13 protein-coding genes are annotated in these 17,999 nt (G+C 31.9%); 9 read left to right on the top strand and 4 right to left on the bottom strand.

What is annotated here, in order from left to right:
• The first annotated feature begins 48 nt into the window (after nt 1-48).
• Both accB and accC read left to right on the top strand, forming a co-directional pair.
• Nucleotides 49-546: an acetyl-CoA carboxylase biotin carboxyl carrier protein gene (accB, locus tag WAF17_RS05150; protein ID WP_338770147.1), complete on the top strand. Its 498-nt coding sequence runs from the start codon at nt 49-51 to the stop codon at nt 544-546.
• A 223-nt stretch (nt 547-769) separates the two neighbouring features.
• A complete protein-coding gene (accC, locus tag WAF17_RS05145; protein WP_338767107.1) occupies nt 770-2,125 on the top strand; it encodes an acetyl-CoA carboxylase biotin carboxylase subunit in 1,356 nt (451 codons plus the stop codon).
• A gap of 92 nt (nt 2,126-2,217) precedes the next feature.
• On the opposite strand, the gene WAF17_RS05140 is transcribed toward accC, so the two are convergent.
• Entirely contained in the window at nt 2,218-3,618 is a 1,401-nt protein-coding gene (locus WAF17_RS05140) for an NAD(P)/FAD-dependent oxidoreductase (RefSeq protein ID WP_338767104.1), read from the bottom strand.
• A gap of 127 nt (nt 3,619-3,745) precedes the next feature.
• On the opposite strand from WAF17_RS05140, the gene WAF17_RS05135 reads away from it, so the two are divergent.
• The gene (locus WAF17_RS05135; protein ID WP_338767102.1) at nt 3,746-4,528 is read left to right on the top strand and encodes an alpha-ketoglutarate-dependent dioxygenase AlkB; all 783 of its coding nucleotides are present in this window, start codon (nt 3,746-3,748) and stop codon (nt 4,526-4,528) included.
• A gap of 701 nt (nt 4,529-5,229) precedes the next feature.
• Here WAF17_RS05135 and WAF17_RS05130 read toward each other — a convergent pair.
• Nucleotides 5,230-9,396 carry a DUF445 family protein gene (locus WAF17_RS05130; protein ID WP_338767099.1) on the bottom strand — a complete coding sequence of 1,389 codons (4,167 nt, stop codon included), beginning with the start codon at nt 9,394-9,396 and terminating at the stop codon, nt 5,230-5,232.
• A gap of 238 nt (nt 9,397-9,634) precedes the next feature.
• Between WAF17_RS05130 and WAF17_RS05125 the strand changes: the two genes are divergently transcribed.
• Nucleotides 9,635-10,573: a hypothetical protein gene (locus WAF17_RS05125; RefSeq protein ID WP_338767097.1), complete on the top strand. Its 939-nt coding sequence runs from the start codon at nt 9,635-9,637 to the stop codon at nt 10,571-10,573.
• 96 nt (nt 10,574-10,669) lie between these two features.
• Here WAF17_RS05125 and WAF17_RS05120 read toward each other — a convergent pair whose 3' ends face one another.
• A complete protein-coding gene (locus tag WAF17_RS05120; protein WP_338767095.1) occupies nt 10,670-12,079 on the bottom strand; it encodes a serine hydrolase in 1,410 nt (469 codons plus the stop codon).
• A 125-nt stretch (nt 12,080-12,204) separates the two neighbouring features.
• On the opposite strand from WAF17_RS05120, the gene WAF17_RS05115 reads away from it, so the two are divergent.
• The 5 genes from WAF17_RS05115 (at nt 12,205) to WAF17_RS05095 (ending at nt 16,627) form a co-directional block, all read left to right on the top strand.
• Nucleotides 12,205-13,527: a hypothetical protein gene (locus WAF17_RS05115; RefSeq protein WP_338767093.1), complete on the top strand. Its 1,323-nt coding sequence runs from the start codon at nt 12,205-12,207 to the stop codon at nt 13,525-13,527.
• A gap of 60 nt (nt 13,528-13,587) precedes the next feature.
• A complete protein-coding gene (locus WAF17_RS05110; RefSeq protein ID WP_338767091.1) occupies nt 13,588-13,998 on the top strand; it encodes a hypothetical protein in 411 nt (136 codons plus the stop codon).
• Between the two features lie 134 nt (nt 13,999-14,132).
• On the top strand, nt 14,133-15,896 hold the full coding sequence (gene gldG / locus WAF17_RS05105; protein WP_338767089.1) for a gliding motility-associated ABC transporter substrate-binding protein GldG: 1,764 nt from the start codon (nt 14,133-14,135) through the stop codon (nt 15,894-15,896).
• Nucleotides 15,897-16,016: 120 nt separating this feature from the next.
• Nucleotides 16,017-16,217: a hypothetical protein gene (locus WAF17_RS05100; RefSeq protein ID WP_338767087.1), complete on the top strand. Its 201-nt coding sequence runs from the start codon at nt 16,017-16,019 to the stop codon at nt 16,215-16,217.
• Nucleotides 16,218-16,225: 8 nt separating this feature from the next.
• The gene (locus tag WAF17_RS05095) at nt 16,226-16,627 is read left to right on the top strand and encodes a type II toxin-antitoxin system death-on-curing family toxin (RefSeq protein WP_338767084.1); all 402 of its coding nucleotides are present in this window, start codon (nt 16,226-16,228) and stop codon (nt 16,625-16,627) included.
• Between the two features lie 20 nt (nt 16,628-16,647).
• Here the strand turns inward: WAF17_RS05095 and WAF17_RS05090 are convergent, their stop codons facing one another.
• A complete protein-coding gene (locus WAF17_RS05090) occupies nt 16,648-17,982 on the bottom strand; it encodes a DUF58 domain-containing protein (RefSeq protein ID WP_338767081.1) in 1,335 nt (444 codons plus the stop codon).
• Nucleotides 17,983-17,999: the final 17 nt, after the last annotated feature.

Raw genomic sequence — 17,999 nt, 5'->3', positions numbered from 1 at the left:
TCTGACCTAACACGATTTTACTCACACTAAAAGCCATATTTTATGAGCATGAAACCAAAAGAACTTCAAGAACTTATCGAATTTATTAACAAAACAGGACTTGAAGAGGTAAATATAGAAACAGACAAATTTAAAGTTAGTGTAAAGAGAAGTGCAGCTCATACCGTTTCTGCACAACCTGTTCAGCAATATACACAGCAAGTTGCGCCTATTCAACAACCCGTTGCACAACAACAAGCTCCTACAACTACGCCACAAGCAGAAACTAAAAAAGAAGAAACTGTACAACCAGCAGACACAGGAAATTATATTACTGTCAAGTCTCCAATGATAGGCACTTTTTATCGTTCTGCTAATCCAGAAACTCCTCCTTTTGTAAGTGTAGGTGATTCTATCAAAGAAGGCGAAACGATTTGTATTATCGAAGCAATGAAATTATTTAATGAAATTGAATCTGATGTTTCAGGTAAAGTTGTGAAAGTTTTGGTAGAAAATGCTACTCCAGTAGAATACGACCAACCTTTATTCTTAATCGAACCGAATTAATTATTAGTGATTAATTATTAGTGATTAACGAATGAAAATACATCTGTATTAGTAGTAACTTATCACTAAAAACTAATCATTATTTACTCAATTTAATTTTTTCATTCACACACTGTTTTAGTTAATAGTTATTGTTTTATCAAAACCGACTAAATCAAAATTTGTATTTAGCTGGTAACTGATAACTGGTAACTGATAGCTGATTAGGATAACTGATTAAAGCGTGAAACTTTTTAACAAAATATTAATTGCCAATAGAGGAGAAATTGCCCTTCGCATCATTAGAACTTGTAAAGAATTAGGAATCAAAACGGTTGCCGTTTATTCTCTTGCTGATAAAGATAGTTTGCATGTTCGTTTTGCTGATGAAGCTGTTTGTATTGGTGCTGCTCCAAGTAGAGATTCATATCTCAAAATCCCTCATATTATTGCTGCTGCCGAAATTACAAATGCAGATGCCATTCATCCTGGTTATGGTTTCTTGTCTGAAAATGCTGAATTTTCTGCTATTTGTGCCGAACATGATATAAAATTTATTGGTGCAAGTGCAGAAATGATAAACCAAATGGGAGATAAAGCAACTGCAAAAGCAACCGTAAAAGCTGCTGGTGTTCCTACTGTTCCAGGTTCTGATGGGCTTTTGGAATCAGTTGCTCAAGGAATGAAAAATGCAAAAGAAGTAGGCTATCCTGTCATTATCAAAGCTACTGCTGGTGGTGGTGGAAAGGGAATGCGTATTATTAATGATGAATCCGAATTTCAGAAAGCGTGGGATTCTGCAACTCAAGAAGCAGAAGCTGCCTTTGGAAATAGTGCTATGTATTTAGAGAAATTTGTAGTAGAACCAAAACACGTAGAAATACAAATTTTTGGAGATGGAAAAGGTGATGCTTGTCATTTGTCCGAAAGAGATTGTTCTATTCAGCGTCGTCATCAAAAATTGGTAGAAGAAACACCTTCTCCTATAATGACACAAGAATTACGTGATGAAATGGGAGATGCTGCCATAGCAATTGCAAAAACCATTAAATATGAAGGTGCAGGAACAGTAGAGTTTTTGGTAGATAAATACAAAAACTTCTATTTTATGGAAATGAATACTCGTATTCAAGTAGAACACCCTATTACAGAGGAAGTTACTAGTTTTGATTTGGTAAAAGAACAGATAAAACTCGCTGCAGGAATGCCTCTTTCGGGTAGAAATTATTATCCAAAATCATTCAGTATTGAGTGTAGAATAAATGCAGAAGACCCAACGAAAGGTTTTCGCCCTTCCCCTGGTAAGATTACACATTTGCATATTCCTGGTGGTCATGGTATTCGTGTAGATTCGCATGTCTATGCAGGTTATACAATTCCTCCTCATTATGATTCTATGATTGCAAAACTTATTTCTGTCGGACAGACTAGAGAAGAGGCTATCGTAAGAATGAAAAGAGCTTTGCAAGAATTTGTAATTGAAGGAATAAAAACTACAATTCCATTTCACTTGAAATTAATGGATCATCCAAAATTCAAAGAAGGAGATTTTACAACTAAATTCTTAGAAACCTTTGATTTTGATTCTATTGAAGAATAGTAAACATAGAAATTATAAAAAAGACTTTAACTGAATTTATTTCGGTTAAAGTCTTTTTTATATGTGAATTTTTCAAAAAAGATTCTACTTGACTAATTCTCTTCTTCGTGTAGTTTTTCTACAATTCCCTCCCAATCCAAGCTTTTCCAATTATTTTCGATATCTTTTTTCTTCATAATTTCATTCATAATCTGTTCTTGTTTTTTTCCTGTATTGAGCGCATACGAATAAGGCAAATGGCTAAAAGTAACCATTGTATATTGAGGAATCCAACGGCTAGGAAACTTTTCATATAATTTAGCTTCTATTTTCTTTCTAAGCAAAAACTCTGGGTCAGCTACTCTATCACGCATTTCTATAAAATTCTGAATCGCCAAATCTGCAATAGCATTAGCGTTTGGAATGCGTTCAGCCTGAAACTCTTCAAACATTTCCTTCCAGTTTATTTTATTGTTTCCGTCTTTTTCAAGCTGTTTTTCTAAAAACTCATTGAAGTAAAAACAATCCTCAAAACCCGAATTCATTCCCTGTCCATAAAAAGGAACAATTGCATGAGAAGCATCACCAATCAAGCAAACATTACCTTCATACGCCCAAGGTGAACAACGAATAGTTACTAAAGAAGAAGTAGGATTTTGCTTAAAATCTTCCAAAAGAGTAGGCATAAGTGGAATGGTATCAGCAAAATGAGTTTCGAAAAAGCTCATTATTTCTTTGTCTGTATTTAGTCTTTCAAAGGCTTCCTTGCTTCCTTTGTCGCTCTCAAAAGGTAAAAATAGCGTACACGTAAAACTTCCATCTGTATTTGGAAGAGCAATCAACATAAAACTATGGCGAGGCCAAATATGCAAGGCATCAGGAGCTAATCTATGTGTTCCGTCTTCGTTGGCAGGAATATGAAGTTCTTTGTATCCGTGAGGTAAATAATGTTGCGTATAATTGAAAAGAGGCATTCTTTGCATATGTCCACGAACAGCCGAAAAAGCACCGTCTGCACCAATGATAATATCAGATTTTATAGTTTGTCTTTTATAACTTTTGGCGTTGCTTTCTTCTTCTTCACTTTCAAAAGTTGCCTTTGTATCTTTTATATCAACATCTTCACAACGCTGATTAAAATTAAATTTTACGTTATGCTGCTTTTCGGCTACATCCATTAACGCCTCATTCAAAATGGCTCTAGAAACTGAATAAATAGCTTGATTTTCTTTTCCGTAAGGCTGAAAAGTAAGGTTACCTTCAGTATCGTGCATCATTCGTCCACGCATTGGAAGGGCAATACCTTTGATGGTTTGTTCTATTCCTGCTTCTTTCAAAGCCCTCCAACCTCTTTCACTCAATGCTAAATTGATAGAACGACCACCAACAGCACCTATTTTACGATAATCTGGACGACGTTCAAAAACTTCTACTTCAAGTCCTTTCTTTGCCATAAAAATTGAGAGTAAAGAACCAACTAAACCAGCACCCACTAAAGTAACTTTTGAAGACATGTATTTGTGTATTTTTATATTTTAGGAAATAATCTACAATTTAGGTAAAGATTTTTTGAAAAATTAATCTATAATTTAGTTTCTACTATAATCTTAATGTACTTGTTTTAATTTTAAGTAATAATTTATGGATTTATTCAATCAATCATCATTTCAAGACAAACTACCTTTCAAATTACTTCAAAAAGAAGGTTATTCGTATTCTTTCAATAAAAAAGAAAAGTTATTTATTATTACCATTCCAAACGGTAAACTGATTTTTGTTCCACATTTTTTTGATACTAATTTGAGTGATGAGGCAATGAGTTACTTTTTAGAAAACAAAGAAAACTTAAATTGGAAAACAACAGACTGGAGAAAATTTGAGAAAGAAAAATTAGCAGAAATAAATTTTGAAAATATAAATTGGACACACGACCAAATTAAAATATTTGGAAAAGAGCTTTTTGTTCCTCGTTTTTCGGCTTGGTATGGAGATAAAGATGCAGCTTATTCTTATTCAGGTCTGAAATTAGAGCCAAATGCTTGGAATGAAAAATTAGTATTTATCAAAAATAAAATTGAGAAATTAATTGATAATTTGGATAAAACAGAAAAAAAAACAGCGACAAAGTTTAATAGTGTTTTACTAAATTGGTACAGAGACGGACAAGATTCGATGGGTTGGCATAATGATAATGAAAAAGAATTAGGTCAAAATCCTCTGATTGCTTCTCTTAATTTTGGTGCTACTCGTCGTTTTTTATTGCGTCAAATAGATAATAAGACAAATAAACTAGAGTTTTCTTTAGCAAATGGTTCACTTCTAATTATGGCAGGACAGATTCAACATTTTTGGCAACATTCGATTCCAAAAGAATCTAAAATTAAGGAAAACAGAATTAACTTGACTTTTAGAGTTATTAAATAGGTTTTTTTAAACGTGATAATGCGTGGTCATTCTGAACAGCATTTAGTAGATTTGCTTAAATATTTGAAGGATAGAGAGTGATTATTGCCATTGTCGGTGTTTTAGCGAAGCGACACCGACAATAGTAAAACCACAAAAAGTCTATAAAAACGATAATGAAAAGTTAATTGAAATATATAGATTCTGTGCCGTTATGAGTAGTTTTATGCAAATATTCTTGTTAGTGTCGCTACGCTAAAACACCAACAAGGGCAGGAAGGTTTCATTTCTTATACCTTTTCCAAATTTTTAAAGTCAAAAAATAGAGTAAGTAAAAAGCGAAAAATTCATTGTAAATCAAGTAATCAAATAAGCACCCTACTTCGTCATAGAAGTAATCAAAACCCACTAAAAAAATAGTTTTTACAAAGGCAAATAAGATTAATACTATTGTCGTAAATAGCCCTTTCAAAAAGCTTATTCTCATAAATAAAATCATAGAAATAAATAGTCCAAATAAAACTCTGTCATCAAAATGTAATCCAGTACCACAACAGCTATTTCCCTCCATAAAACTAGAAATGAAAATAATTGAATAATAAGAGAACTGTCCATAATAAGAATAGAAAAATACTACTGACAAGACAAATGCAATAGATTTGAATATTTTGTTATTATGACTTAGAAAATGTTTCATTGAATTAAATTATTGATGTAAAAGCTTACTTAGGAATATAATCCAACCCAAATTCCAAAAGTGTATCTAATGTAAGACCAAATACAATCCCAAACCCAAAACCATACTGGACAAGCCTGTCAAAGTATTTTTTAGCAAAGGAATTAAAGAGAGCTTCAATTTCTTGTGGTGGCATCTGCGAAATTTCTTTCACAACGATTTCTTTTATCGGAATAGAAGCCAAAATATGAGGTAATTCTTCTTGCAAAGCTTCCAAACCTGCATTAAGCAATAGCTCCACAGCAAAATCTTTACTTTCATTCGGAATATTTTTGAGTGTTGGCAGTAGATTTTTCTGAATAAAATGAGATAAGGCTTCCTCAAAAAGAGCTTTGTTTTTAGGCTCATCTAATTGCTTCTGAATGGCACTTGCAATGTCCTTTTCTAAAATAGTCCAATCTACAAATTCATCAGCAGGAATTTTCTTTATTCGCTCAAATAAAAGTGCCACTACTCTTCGCCCTTGTGCATCTAAGGCAGCCGATTTCAAAACCTGTTTGCTTACCTTTTCGATGGTTTGTTTGAGTGCAGATTTATCAATTCGTTGCCACAAAGCTGTATTCGAACTCAAATTATTTTCTTGATTCTCAAAGCTGTTTTTCTGTAAAATAGATTCAATTACACCAATAATTAGCTCATTTGGCTTTTCTTGCAACTGTTTTTTATTCGAAAAATAATGCGTTTTGAGGTGCTTTCCTGCTAGTTTTAATTCTGTTTGAAGAAGGTTTTGTAAGTCTTCTAAAGAATGAATATCCGTTACTGAAATAAAAGTAGAAACTTTAGTTTGAAAAAGCGTCTTCAAAAGCTGATTTGTCAAATCTCTTACTGCTTTTTGTGTCGTTTCATTTCCTAAAAGATTAGAAACTGTTTTTTCTAAATACGAATTATTGAGCTTTACGCCGACTTCTCCCAAAGAAACCTCTCCAATTCGCTCTACTTCATTATGAACTAGACGATTTACACTTTCAATTTCTTTCAATAAAAACTTTGGTATTCCTTCGGTAGCAAGTTCTTTTGCTGTTTTTTTGATGGCTTTTTTATAAATGAAGGCTGCTTTTTGTTCAGAATACGCCTTTTCATATACTTGGTTTGCTACTTCTTCACTATTCGAAGTGAGCCATTCTGCACCTGTTTCTATCATCTTCTGAATAATAAAATCAATATTATTCGTTAGAAGACTAAGCAAAGAACCATCAAATAATTCTCCTATTTTTTTATCATCTGCAATTTCTGTGGAAATGTGTTTGTCTATAAACTCAAAAACTTTTCCTTGTGTTTTGGTATCTTGAAGCTGCTCAACCAAGTAATCTGAAAGTTTAGTTTCTAAATTACGAGTTTGCTTTTTACTCAAATAACTCTGAATAGTTCTTTCAGTTGCTTTCTCTGCAAACTCTGAGTTGAGTTGATTAATAAGGTAATTAATTTGTTCATCACTATCCAACTGCTCAAAAAATGAATCCATTTCTAAGCTAATCCAGTTTTTTATTTTATCATATAAAACCGTTCTGACAGATTTTGGAAGGGCATCACCTAAGTTTTCGTGGCTTTTTAGGTAGCTTTCAATTTGCTCAAAAGCTGTTTCTGAAACCAAACTAGAAAGCGAATCATCTTGAATATATTTCAAAACGGTGCTTTCAAAAGAAGCTGTATCAATATCCTCTAAAGTAAATTTTTTATAAGGTTCAATTCCTTTTTTTAATAAAGGTATTAATTGATTTTCTTGTGTAAAATCTTCTACTAATTTCCAACCTAGACCTGCTCCTTTTTGAGCAATAAAAGCCTTGTAATCTTCTGTGTATTCATAAATTTTAGCATAATTATCTGACTGAATCCAGTTTTTTGCACCTGTCAGAATTTTATCTTTGCTCTGCTCAAAGGATGTTCTCAAACCTTCTTCACTCATCAATTTATTGCCTACAAAATTCCCCATATTATTGGCAAAACGCTCACGATTTTTAATGACAATTCCGGGGGTAAGAGGAACGGCAACTTTCTTTCCAGTTAGAGGGAAATATTTTTTCTCATAGGGTTTAAAAATCATTTGTAGCGCAATCCAGTTTGTTCCCAAACCTGTTGCACCATACGCCAAAGCAGGAACAGTATATCTCAAAACAGGCTGACCAATTTCAGGCATTCCTGCGAGCGCACCACCTGCAATTCCACCCCAAAGCGCACCCAAAGCCGTAATCGGTTTAAGTTCTTTTCCCATAAACTTTTCTACCATCGTTCGGATAGTTTCTGGGGTTTGTTGGCTTAGATTTAGTTGAACAACTTCCTCAATGCGTCCCTCAACGAGCGTATCAAGGTTTTGAATTAGGAATTTGTGTAACGTTTTGGATAAATCTTCTGAAAGACTAGGAAACTTTTTGAGTGAAGTTAAATAATTTCTGACTTCTCCAGTTTCAATATCTTTTAATAATTCTATGGCGTACGTATCTGCCCTTTCTGTCAGTGCAATGGCAAGTTCTTCGATTTGGTCTGCCGAAATAAGACGACTAATGGGCTGCTCATTTACTCTTTTCGAAATATGCTTGGCTAAAAACTTGGCTATTTCCTCTTTGTGATTTTGAGATTTTTCTACTGCCCAATTTTCAAAATTAATGGCTAGTTTTTTACGCTGTTTGGCTGCTACAAGTTCATTTAAAGGCGTTTTGGTTATTTTATCTACTCTTTTTGTGAGTTCATTTGTCAGACGTTGAGAAAACTTAGGGTTAAAAATAAGCGTTTGAACAGAATCTTTCCTAAATTTATTTAGATTAGTCAGTAAAAATGGAATTAACTTTTCAGTAGGGATAAACTCACCAATTTCTTTTTCTAAAAACAGTTTTGCAATCGGCATTACGTCCATACGATTGAGAGCATCGCCTACATTTTTACGCAAAATTTTGGTCAGAGAAACAACTGTATTTTGGGTTTTAAGTCCTGATACAATTTCCCCAATACTTTTACTTTCCAAGTATTCTACCACTTCCTGTGTCAGTTCTTTTGCCACCTGTTCAGGATTTCGGCGATACGAATCAATAATACTCGTTACTTTTCCAATAATATCGGTCGACTGGCTGATGCTTCCTACAAAGACTTTTACCAGCCAATTTTTGAAGCCAGATTCTACATTATTTGTAAAGGTTTGGTCAATCAAAATTTCTAATTCTCTTTGGCGAGAATAAAGCCATCCAATTACTTTTACCAAAATGGCAGGAAACTGATGTGCAAAGAATTTTTCTAAAGTAACTTTTGTATTCTTATCTAAGAGTTCGAAAATTGTTTTTTCTTCTTTTTCTAAGGTATTTATCAAGAAATCCGAAAAAACATCTATTATTTTTATGCCTTCTTCAGTTTCTAAAATGGCTTGTAAACGTCCTAAAATTTCCTTTACTAAATGCTGCGCCTTTTCTTCTCCCAAAATATCTATCAAACGTTTTTTCGAAACTCGCTCGGCTAGGTTGGTTACCAACTCTTCAATCTCTAATTCTTCAAAAGTTTGATTGATAAGGTTTTCAATCGGTTTTTTGTGTTGTGCTTCTAATAAAAGATGTAAATCTGCTGTCAGAAAATGCAACTCGTCTTTGATATTCTTTTGTAAATCTTGATGAATAAACGATGAAATAGATTCTTCTCCAATCTCATCAGCAAAATCACGTACCAGTTTTTCTAAGCTATTCCATTCCGAAACACCAGCCATTAGTTCGCTTACAATATTTTTACTTACGCTTTGCCATTGCTCATCAGAAATAGCATGGCCTAAAGTGGTTTCTTTCGAAAGATGAAGTAAAAAAGGTTCTAGCGTTTGAGGAAGATTGCTTTTTGCTTGTTCTCTAATTACATTTGTTGCTTCCTTGAATTTGGGAATATCTTGCAGCGTGAAGTTTTCAGGAACAGAAGTAGCTAATTTTATTTCTATATAAGTCTGAACTGTTTTTTGAAGTGCCTTTCTAAATTCTTCATTTTCTACCTGTGGAAGTAGCGTTTTATGATTGAGAATATCTTTTTCAACAAGTTTACTAATATTAATGACAAATTCGTGATGTGTTTTGAGGAAAATTCCCCCCAAACCAAAACGCTTTCTAAAAAGCATTTGAATTGCTAAATCATTTGTGATATATCCCACAAATGCGCCTGTGAGTGCTTTTGCTGCGTAAGTAAGTCCGACCATAAAAAGGTTATTGTATTTTGTGTCGTCGGTGGGGACACCGACAACGGCAATTTAGCTGTTTTTCTGAAAGTTAAAAAAATTCTACCTATTAAGAACGTAAAAAATGGATTTGTGTTTTTTTTGTAATTATGTCGCTCGTGAGGACACGAGCAACGACGAATTTTAGACAAAACGATAATTTTTTATTTCTTACTTTTGTAATGTTCACATATTATTAATTACTATAAAACTACTTTTCATGCAAAAACTTGATTTCGTTAAAAACCTTGAAATTATAGTATCTAATTTAGAATCCTCAGCTATAATAAGTTATTTTCAAGCAGGTGGTAAGGCTAAAGGAGCTAATTACGATTTTTCACCGATAAACTTACATTTATTTCGTTCTAAAAGTAATTACGATAATATCAGTAATAATGTAGAGTTGAATGAAATACTAGATGCACTTGAAGCATCTACTCTTTACAATGAATCAAATTTATCTCAACTTACTACTATTTTTAGAAACACTCAATTTCACAATCTTGTTGCTAACCCATTGGCTTTTAGTTTTTATAATTTTCATAACACATTGCTTTCAATGTTGAAATTAGCTAAAAAAGTTTTACTAACAAGTTTATTAGAAAAAAATTATGATGACTACATAGAAGAAGGTATTATAGTTTTTCAGACTGTAATAGATACAGATGGTTTAAAAACAGAAACTTACGCAAAAATATTTACAGCTTTAGCTGATTTGGTAGAAGTATTATCAATACTAAATGGAGAACAAGAACAGGAGTCCAAAATAATTCTCTTAGATAGTGGAAGTAATACAAATACAGCTATTAAGACAGGTATTGAAACAGCCAAGTCTTTATTTTCAATATTCAAAGAAGTTTGGGATTTTACAGTCAATCATAAATATTATAAGGCTAGTCAAACTAATAAGGTTATATTAGAGAGTTTAACTACTAGAGAAGAAATAAATAAAAAAGTTGCAAATGGTACTATAACAGAAGATGAAGCTAAACAGTATCAACATTTAATAAAAACTAGAACGAATGAGCTAATCAAGCTAAAAACTCTTCCTAAACAAATTGTAGTTGAAAATAATCAAATAGAAAATCGAAAATTATTAAAAGAATTTGATTCTACTAAAACTCTTACCGAAGGTAAAAAAGATGATGATATTGAATAAACTTACTACCCAAAATTTACTCAAAAAAAACCTCTCTACATAATTTTTTTGATTTTGTAGAGAGGTTTTATAATATTTAGTTTCAGAATATAAAAATTATTTACTCTGAAGCTTTTCGATTTTCTCTATCATACTTTTGGCATTCCCATTTGTTCCTCCAAGTTTGACAGCCATATTGTAATTCTCTAAAGCCAAATCATATTGTTTGTCTATAAAATAAGCTTCTCCCATACTGTCAAATATATTAGCATTTTTTGGAAACTCTTTGATAGCTAATTGAAATAATTCAATAGCTTCTTTATTTTTTTCTAATCTAATCAATTCATAACCTAGATTATTGAGTTCACTTGGATTATCAAAACCATATTCACCTTCACTCTCTTCCTTTAAAGCAAAATAAGCCTTTATTCCCTTGTCCACGTTTTCAATAGTTTGTTTTTTTATAGCTTGAGCAACTGACTTTTTGGGTATTCTGTATGGCTTATCTTTCATCAAATTATGAATAGAAACCCCCATGGGTCTAGTCTGATTTTTATAATTTGATAAAAGAATAACGACTATATTTTCCTTAAAATCATTTATAAAAATAGATTCAAAACTAAAAGAAGTTCCATCATGCATCTGTGTTTGTGCAGTTTCATTATAGATTCCGATAGAAGAAGTTTTGTTATCTACATAAGGGTTTTTCAAGAGAATTTGTAATGATACTGCTGTAATTAGTTTGTTTGTATTCAAGGCATTTATCCATTTATACATATCGTTTATATCTACCCAAAGCCAACCACTAATAAAAGACATTTCTGGACAGGCTTCTTTTTCAAGGCTATAACAAGAAGTTCGGTTTGGATAATCTGCTTTTGGGTCAAAAACTGAATTTGTCATTTCTAAAGGCTCAATGATATTTTGGGTTACAAATTCTTGAAAAGATTGTTGAGTTATCTTTTCAATAATTCTGCGCTGAATAAAAACACTATTATTATTATAATTAAAATTAGTTCCTGCTTCAAAAAGTGTATTTTTAAGATTTTGTAAGTTTTTCATTGCATCTTCATCACTACTTACATTGCGCTCTACGGCAGGTAAACCTCCTGTATAATTAAGTAAATGTTTAATCGTAATTTTTTCAGACCATTTTGGTAAACCTAATTCAAATTTGGATATAGGGTCGTCTAAGTCTAACAAACCTTGTTCTACAAGCATCATTATAGCTACAGCATTAAACTCTTTCGCTATCGAACCTGTATTAAAAATTGAGTTTTCGGTTAATTTTTCTGATTGATTAACATCTGTATATCCAAAAGCATTTTGATAGACAAGAGAATCATTTTTCATAACTAGAATAGTTCCATTAAAAATATCTCTTTTATAAGCTATTTTTAGTAATGAATCTATTTTTTTACTATAACTTTGAGGATAACTTTGATTAGCTTCTGTTTTAGCTACCTTTTTAGAAGTACAATTAGTAAAAAATAATAAAAGAGATAATAAGATAATAGACTTTTGCATTAGTTAGGTTTTATGTGAAATAGATTTTTCCTTAAAGACCAGTAAAATTTATCAGAGTTGCATCAGAGTAGAAATACTCACAAAAAATAACGATTTTTAGCTTTACAAATCAACAGACTGAATCTATGAGATATTTATCTATTTTCTTTATTTTAATTTTTGCTATAAGCTGCAAACCTATTTCAAAACCTACTCAAAATCAGCAAGAGGCAATAATTATAACTTCTGATATTCCACTTTTTTGGAAGGCTTATGACAAAATTACGCAGACAAAAGACACTACATTACAGTACAAATATTTACAAGAACTTTTTTTTGATAAAGGTTCTAAAGGACTAGACGGAATAATAAGAGCGAGAAGATATACACCACAAGAATATTTACAGGCTATAAATGATTATCCTTTATTTTGGCAATCAATCAGAAAAAACACGCTTCAAGCCGAAAAACTTAGTGAAGAGTTGGAAGACGGAATCCAAAAATTGAAAATTGTTTATCCAAACTTAAAACCAACCAAAATTTATTTCACTATTGGAGCTTTGCGAACTAATGGAACAGCTATTGATAATATGCTTCTTATCGGAACTGAACTAGCGACAGCAGATAAAAATACAGTTTCATCTGAGCTTTCAGAACGGTTAGGACACTTGGAAAGCTACTTTAAAACAAATCCTATTGAAAATATAGTAGCTCTAAATATTCACGAGTACATTCATACACAACAAAATGCTATTGGAGGTTATGATTTGCTTTCTCAATCTTTATTTGAAGGAGTAGCAGAGTTTGTTCCTGTTATTGCTTTAAAAAAAGAATCTAAAACCCCTGCGATAGCTTATGGAAAGACAAATGATGAAATAGTTAGAAGTGCATTTGAAAAAGAAATGTTTTCGCCTTGGATTTATAATTGGGTTTGGAACGATGACAAAAATGAATTTCAGATGCGTGATTTGGGATATTACGTAGGCTATGCAATGGCTGAAAAATATTATAACCAGTCCGAAAATAAAGAAAAAGCCATCAAGGATTTAATAGAATTAGATTATACAAGCAAAGAAAAGGTTGAAAGTTTTATTGATAAAATAGGCTATTTTGAAAAGTCAATTACAGAACTTAAAGAAGAATATGAAAGTAGTCGTCCAAAAGTTATTTCAGTAAAAGAGTTTGAAAATAAAAGTCAAAACGTAGATAAAAACCTCAAAAAAATTACGGTAGAATTTTCAAAGAAAATGGATACTCGTTTTCGCTCCTTTGGATTGGGAAGTTTAGGAAAAGAATATTTTCCAGCCTTTGAAAAAGTAGAATTTTCAGAAGATGGAAAACAGCTTATTTGTTTTCTGAAAAAATTAGAATCAAACAAAGACTATCAAATCGTGCTAGAAAAAGGTTTTAGGTCAGAGAAGTATAATTTGCCTTTGAATGAATATTTGATAGAGTTCAAAACAGAGTAGTTGCTTGAACTATAATATTGTTTCAAAAAATAAAAAAAACACTATAAACAAATAATCAAATTGCAAAAAAAACTACTTTATTCTTTACGCATTTTCGGAATTATTCTATTTTTTTTATGCTGGTTCTTTTTGGGAGTGAGTCGTATGAAATTATCAAGTTTTGTCTCTGAGTCTTTCTCATACCTTCCTTATATTTCTGTTTTGGATACAGGAGTTATTAGTTTGTTATTTATTATTCTTAATGGGTTTATAATTTGGTTGGCTTTTTTGTCTCCGTCTATTCTCAAAAAAACTCTTATTATACATATTTTGATTTATGTAATCATCGTTATTTTGACATTAACTTATAAATTCTTTGAGACACGATTTTTGTTTAATTTATCTGAAAATTTACTTCGTTTTTATTTTTCTCCTCTTATTCCTATTTTTTCTATTTTGTTTTTTTACATTTCAAAGAAACTAGAATCTTAGTAAAGCAAAGTAAACAGGGTTTGGAAAAAATCAAGCTATCAAACCAAAGAAATAACTAAATTTGTAATTCGTTATCAAACTACAATACGCTTTAGCGTGTTCAGAGAAGCATACAGAAATTTTTATCGTAAAATATGGCTATTCAATCTTCTTCAAAATTTCAAATCAATACTAAAAAGTGGGAAAATATTATGCAATTAGTCGTTCTTTTTTTAGGACTGATTTTGATTAATATTCTTGCTCAAAACTATTTTTTTCGTCTTGATTTAACTGCTGAAAAGCGTTATACCATTACAGAATCGTCAAAAACGATTTTAGAAAACTTAGAAGAACCAGTTTTTATAGAGATTTATTTAGAAGGCGAACTCAATTCTTCTTTCAAAAGGCTACAAAAGTCAGTCAAAGAAACACTAGAAGAGTTTTCAATGTATGCAGGAAAAAATATTCAATTTACTTTTATCAATCCAGAGCAAGTTTCTAGCAATCCAGAAGAACAAAATCGTTATTATCAACAACTGGCAAACCGTGGAGTGCAGCCAACAACTGTTTTCGAAACTGTTCAAGGAAAGAAAGTACAGAAATTGATTTTTCCTTCTGCGATTGTTTCTTATAAAAATAAAGAAAAACCAGTTTTGCTTTTGAAAGGAAACCGAACAGCTTCGCCACAAGAACAGCTTAATCAATCCATCGAAAATATTGAGTATGAACTTATTTCTGCCATTCAAAAGCTAAGTAAAAAACAAAAAAGTAGTGTTGCTTTTATTGAAGGACACGGAGAACTTTCGAATGATAGACTTATTTCACTCACACAAACTCTAAGTGAAAATTATATTGTAGAAAGAGTAAATCTGAATGAAAATCTAGCTAATTCTTTCAAGTCAGAAAATAGCAAAAATAACAAAACAGCTCAAAGTCCAATTCAAAACTTATTGCAATATGATGCCATTGTGATAGCAAAACCGACACTTTCCTATACAGATAATGACCGTTATCAGCTTGACCAATATTTGATGAATGGAGGAAAACTATTATTTTTTATAGACCAAGTTCAGATGAATTTGGATAGTATTGCACAAGGAGGAACGTATGCTTTTGCGTATAATTTAGGGCTCAATGAAATGATTTTTCGCTATGGAGTTCGTGTAAATCAAGACCTTTTACAAGATACACAATCGGGACAAATTCTGGTAAATGTAGGTCAGATGGGAAATAAAGCCAATGTCACACCAATTCCATTTCCTTATTACGCTACCACAGGTAGTTTTTCAACACATCCGATTACTAAAAATATGGATGCTTTGATGTTTAAGTTTGTCAGTACATTGGATTCTGTAAAAGCAGATGGAATTGTTCAAACGCCTTTAGTTTTTTCTTCTCAATATTCTAAGATTAAAAAAGTTCCTACACTGATTTCTTTAGACGAACTAAAGCAAGACTTAAATCCGAAACTCTATCAAAACTCAAATATTCCTGTGGCGTATCTTTTGGAAGGAGAATTTAGCTCTGCTTTTAAAGGTCGTTTTCCTCCTAGTGGTTTTGATGAAAAAGACTTTATCAAAAAAGGAAAAGATTCAAAGGTTTTGGTGGTTGGAGACGGCGATTTGCTTTCTAATGATTTTGATAGAAGAACACGTCAGCCATTGCCGATTGGTTATGATGAGATAAGTAAAAATACGTATTCAAATCAAGAGTTTTTCCTCAACACGCTTTCCTATATGCTTGACGAAGGTGGAATTATTACTTCTCGTACAAAAGATTTTGAAATCCGTCCATTAGATACTTTCAAGGTACAAGAAGAGAAAAGTTATTGGCAGTTTCTCAATTTAGTTGTGCCAAATCTGATTATTTTAGTTTTTGGGTTGGGTTGGTATTTTTGGAGAAAAAAGAAATATGCTTAGAAACAATTAAAAATTACGAATTCTACTTACTGATTATAAGCAATTTATCTTAACAGATGTGCATCTTAGTTAATTCATTTTCGTTATATCGATTAGAAAAACTTTTAAAAAAATAAACTTATGACACTTGAAGAAAAAAAGAAACAGCTTATTCAAAAACTAGATATTCTTTCAGAAAAGGAATTAAATTATTTACTTAATTTTATTGAAGAGCTGAATAGTCAGAAAAAAAGTAACAAACACATAGATGATGATATTTTTGATAAACTTTTAGAAAAAGACGTAGAAGAATATAAAGAAGTTTGGAAAAAATTAGCTTAATAACCACTATGTTTTATTTATCAAAAGCACAGATTATAAAAATAAATACGATTCAAGTAGAAAAATTTGGAGGAAAATTTGTTCCTTCTCATAATTTTTTGAAAGAATCTAGTCTGGGTTATTTGCTAGAAATTATTGATAGTGAACTGTTTGGAGAACCTTTATATCCTCAAATTCATCACAAAGCTGGATTGTATATGCATAGCATTGTTTGTAATCACATTTTTCAAGATGGAAACAAAAGAACAGGCTTACAATCTGCCAATATTTTCTTAAAAGCAAACGGATATTCTTATAGAAATACTGTAAATGATGATATTCTAACTGACTTTACTCTTTCTGTTGCAGCAGGAGAAAAAACACTAGAAGAAGTACAGAAGCGGTTTGAGGAGAATATAATAAAGGTTTAGTAAATTTTTAGACCTAATTCCTAAATCATCCCCCTAGCCTTTAATTCCATATATTTATTTACTGTATTGACAGACAAATCTTCTGGGCGAGTAAGCACCGACTGAATGCCATATTTTTTGAGTTCTTCTACCATTCTACGCTTTTCTACTAAGAATTTTTGTGCTAATGTTTGGCTATAAATATCCTCTAAATCCGTTGTAGGGAGGTTTGAATAATCAGTAAGTTCAGTATTTTGGAAAAAGACAACAACCAAAAGGTGTAATTTATTCAAACGACGAAGCGTAGGCAAATTGCGTTTCAAGGCACTCATACTCTCAAAGTTGGTAAAGAAAATCAGTAAACTTCTGCTATTTGTCAGGCGACGAACTCCGTCATACATCAAATCATAATCAGCTTCCAAAAATTCAGTTTTTTGTCTGTAAAGTGATTCCATTATTTTGCCCAACTGTCCCGAACGCTGCTCTGCTTTTATTCTTGAATCTAGCGTATTCGAAAAGCTAATCAAGCCTACTCTATCTCCTTTTTGAAGAATAATATTTGACATTACAAGCGTAGAATTAATAGCATAATCTAGCAAAGTCATTTCTTCGAAAGGCATTTTCATCACACGACTTTTATCCAAAATCAAATAAATTGGTTGTGAGCGTTCGTCTTCATATTGGTTTACCATCAGCTCATTTCTACGGCTTGTTGCTTTCCAATTGATACTCCTAAAATCATCTCCACGAACATAATTTTTTACTTGGTCAAACTCATAACTATGTCCGATTCTACGTAACTTTCGAACTCCATTTTGCATACTTAGATTCGAAAACATCATCAGCTCATATTTTTTCATCTGCATAACCGAAGGATAAACAGCTGTATCATACTCAGCAGGAATAGTTACTTTGCGTTTTAAAAGCCCAATTTGAGTTTTTGCAATAAGATTTATAGCTCCAAAATTAAAAATTCCTCGTTCGGTTGGTTTTACGTGATAAAGTATTTCTTCTGGTTTTTCCTGTTCTAATTTTGTAGTAATTCCAAAATCTCTCACTTGAAGCTGAAAGGGCAATTCGTCATAAATATCTACCTCAACAGGCAAAGGATACTCACTTTTGACGACCAAACGAACAGGGTTTGGATCACCTAAAGAAAGTTTTGGATTCAGAAGGCGTTCAGCTTGAAGTTTCATTTTTGGATGAAAAAGCATAATTCCTTCAGCAGTTGTAAGGACAGCCAAACCAGCCAACGCAATTTTGGCAACCCACATCAGGGGAGGAAACCAAAAAGCACTAATAAAAAGACAAATACAGGCTGTAATAGCGTAAAAAAAACGATTAGTAAGAAAAGTATTTTTTATGATTGACCACATTTTGAATAGGGTTTTGT

The organism is Bernardetia sp. ABR2-2B, assembly GCF_037126435.1.
GTDB lineage: Bacteria > Bacteroidota > Bacteroidia > Cytophagales > Bernardetiaceae > Bernardetia.
This window is presented reverse-complemented; position numbering and strand designations above follow the sequence as displayed.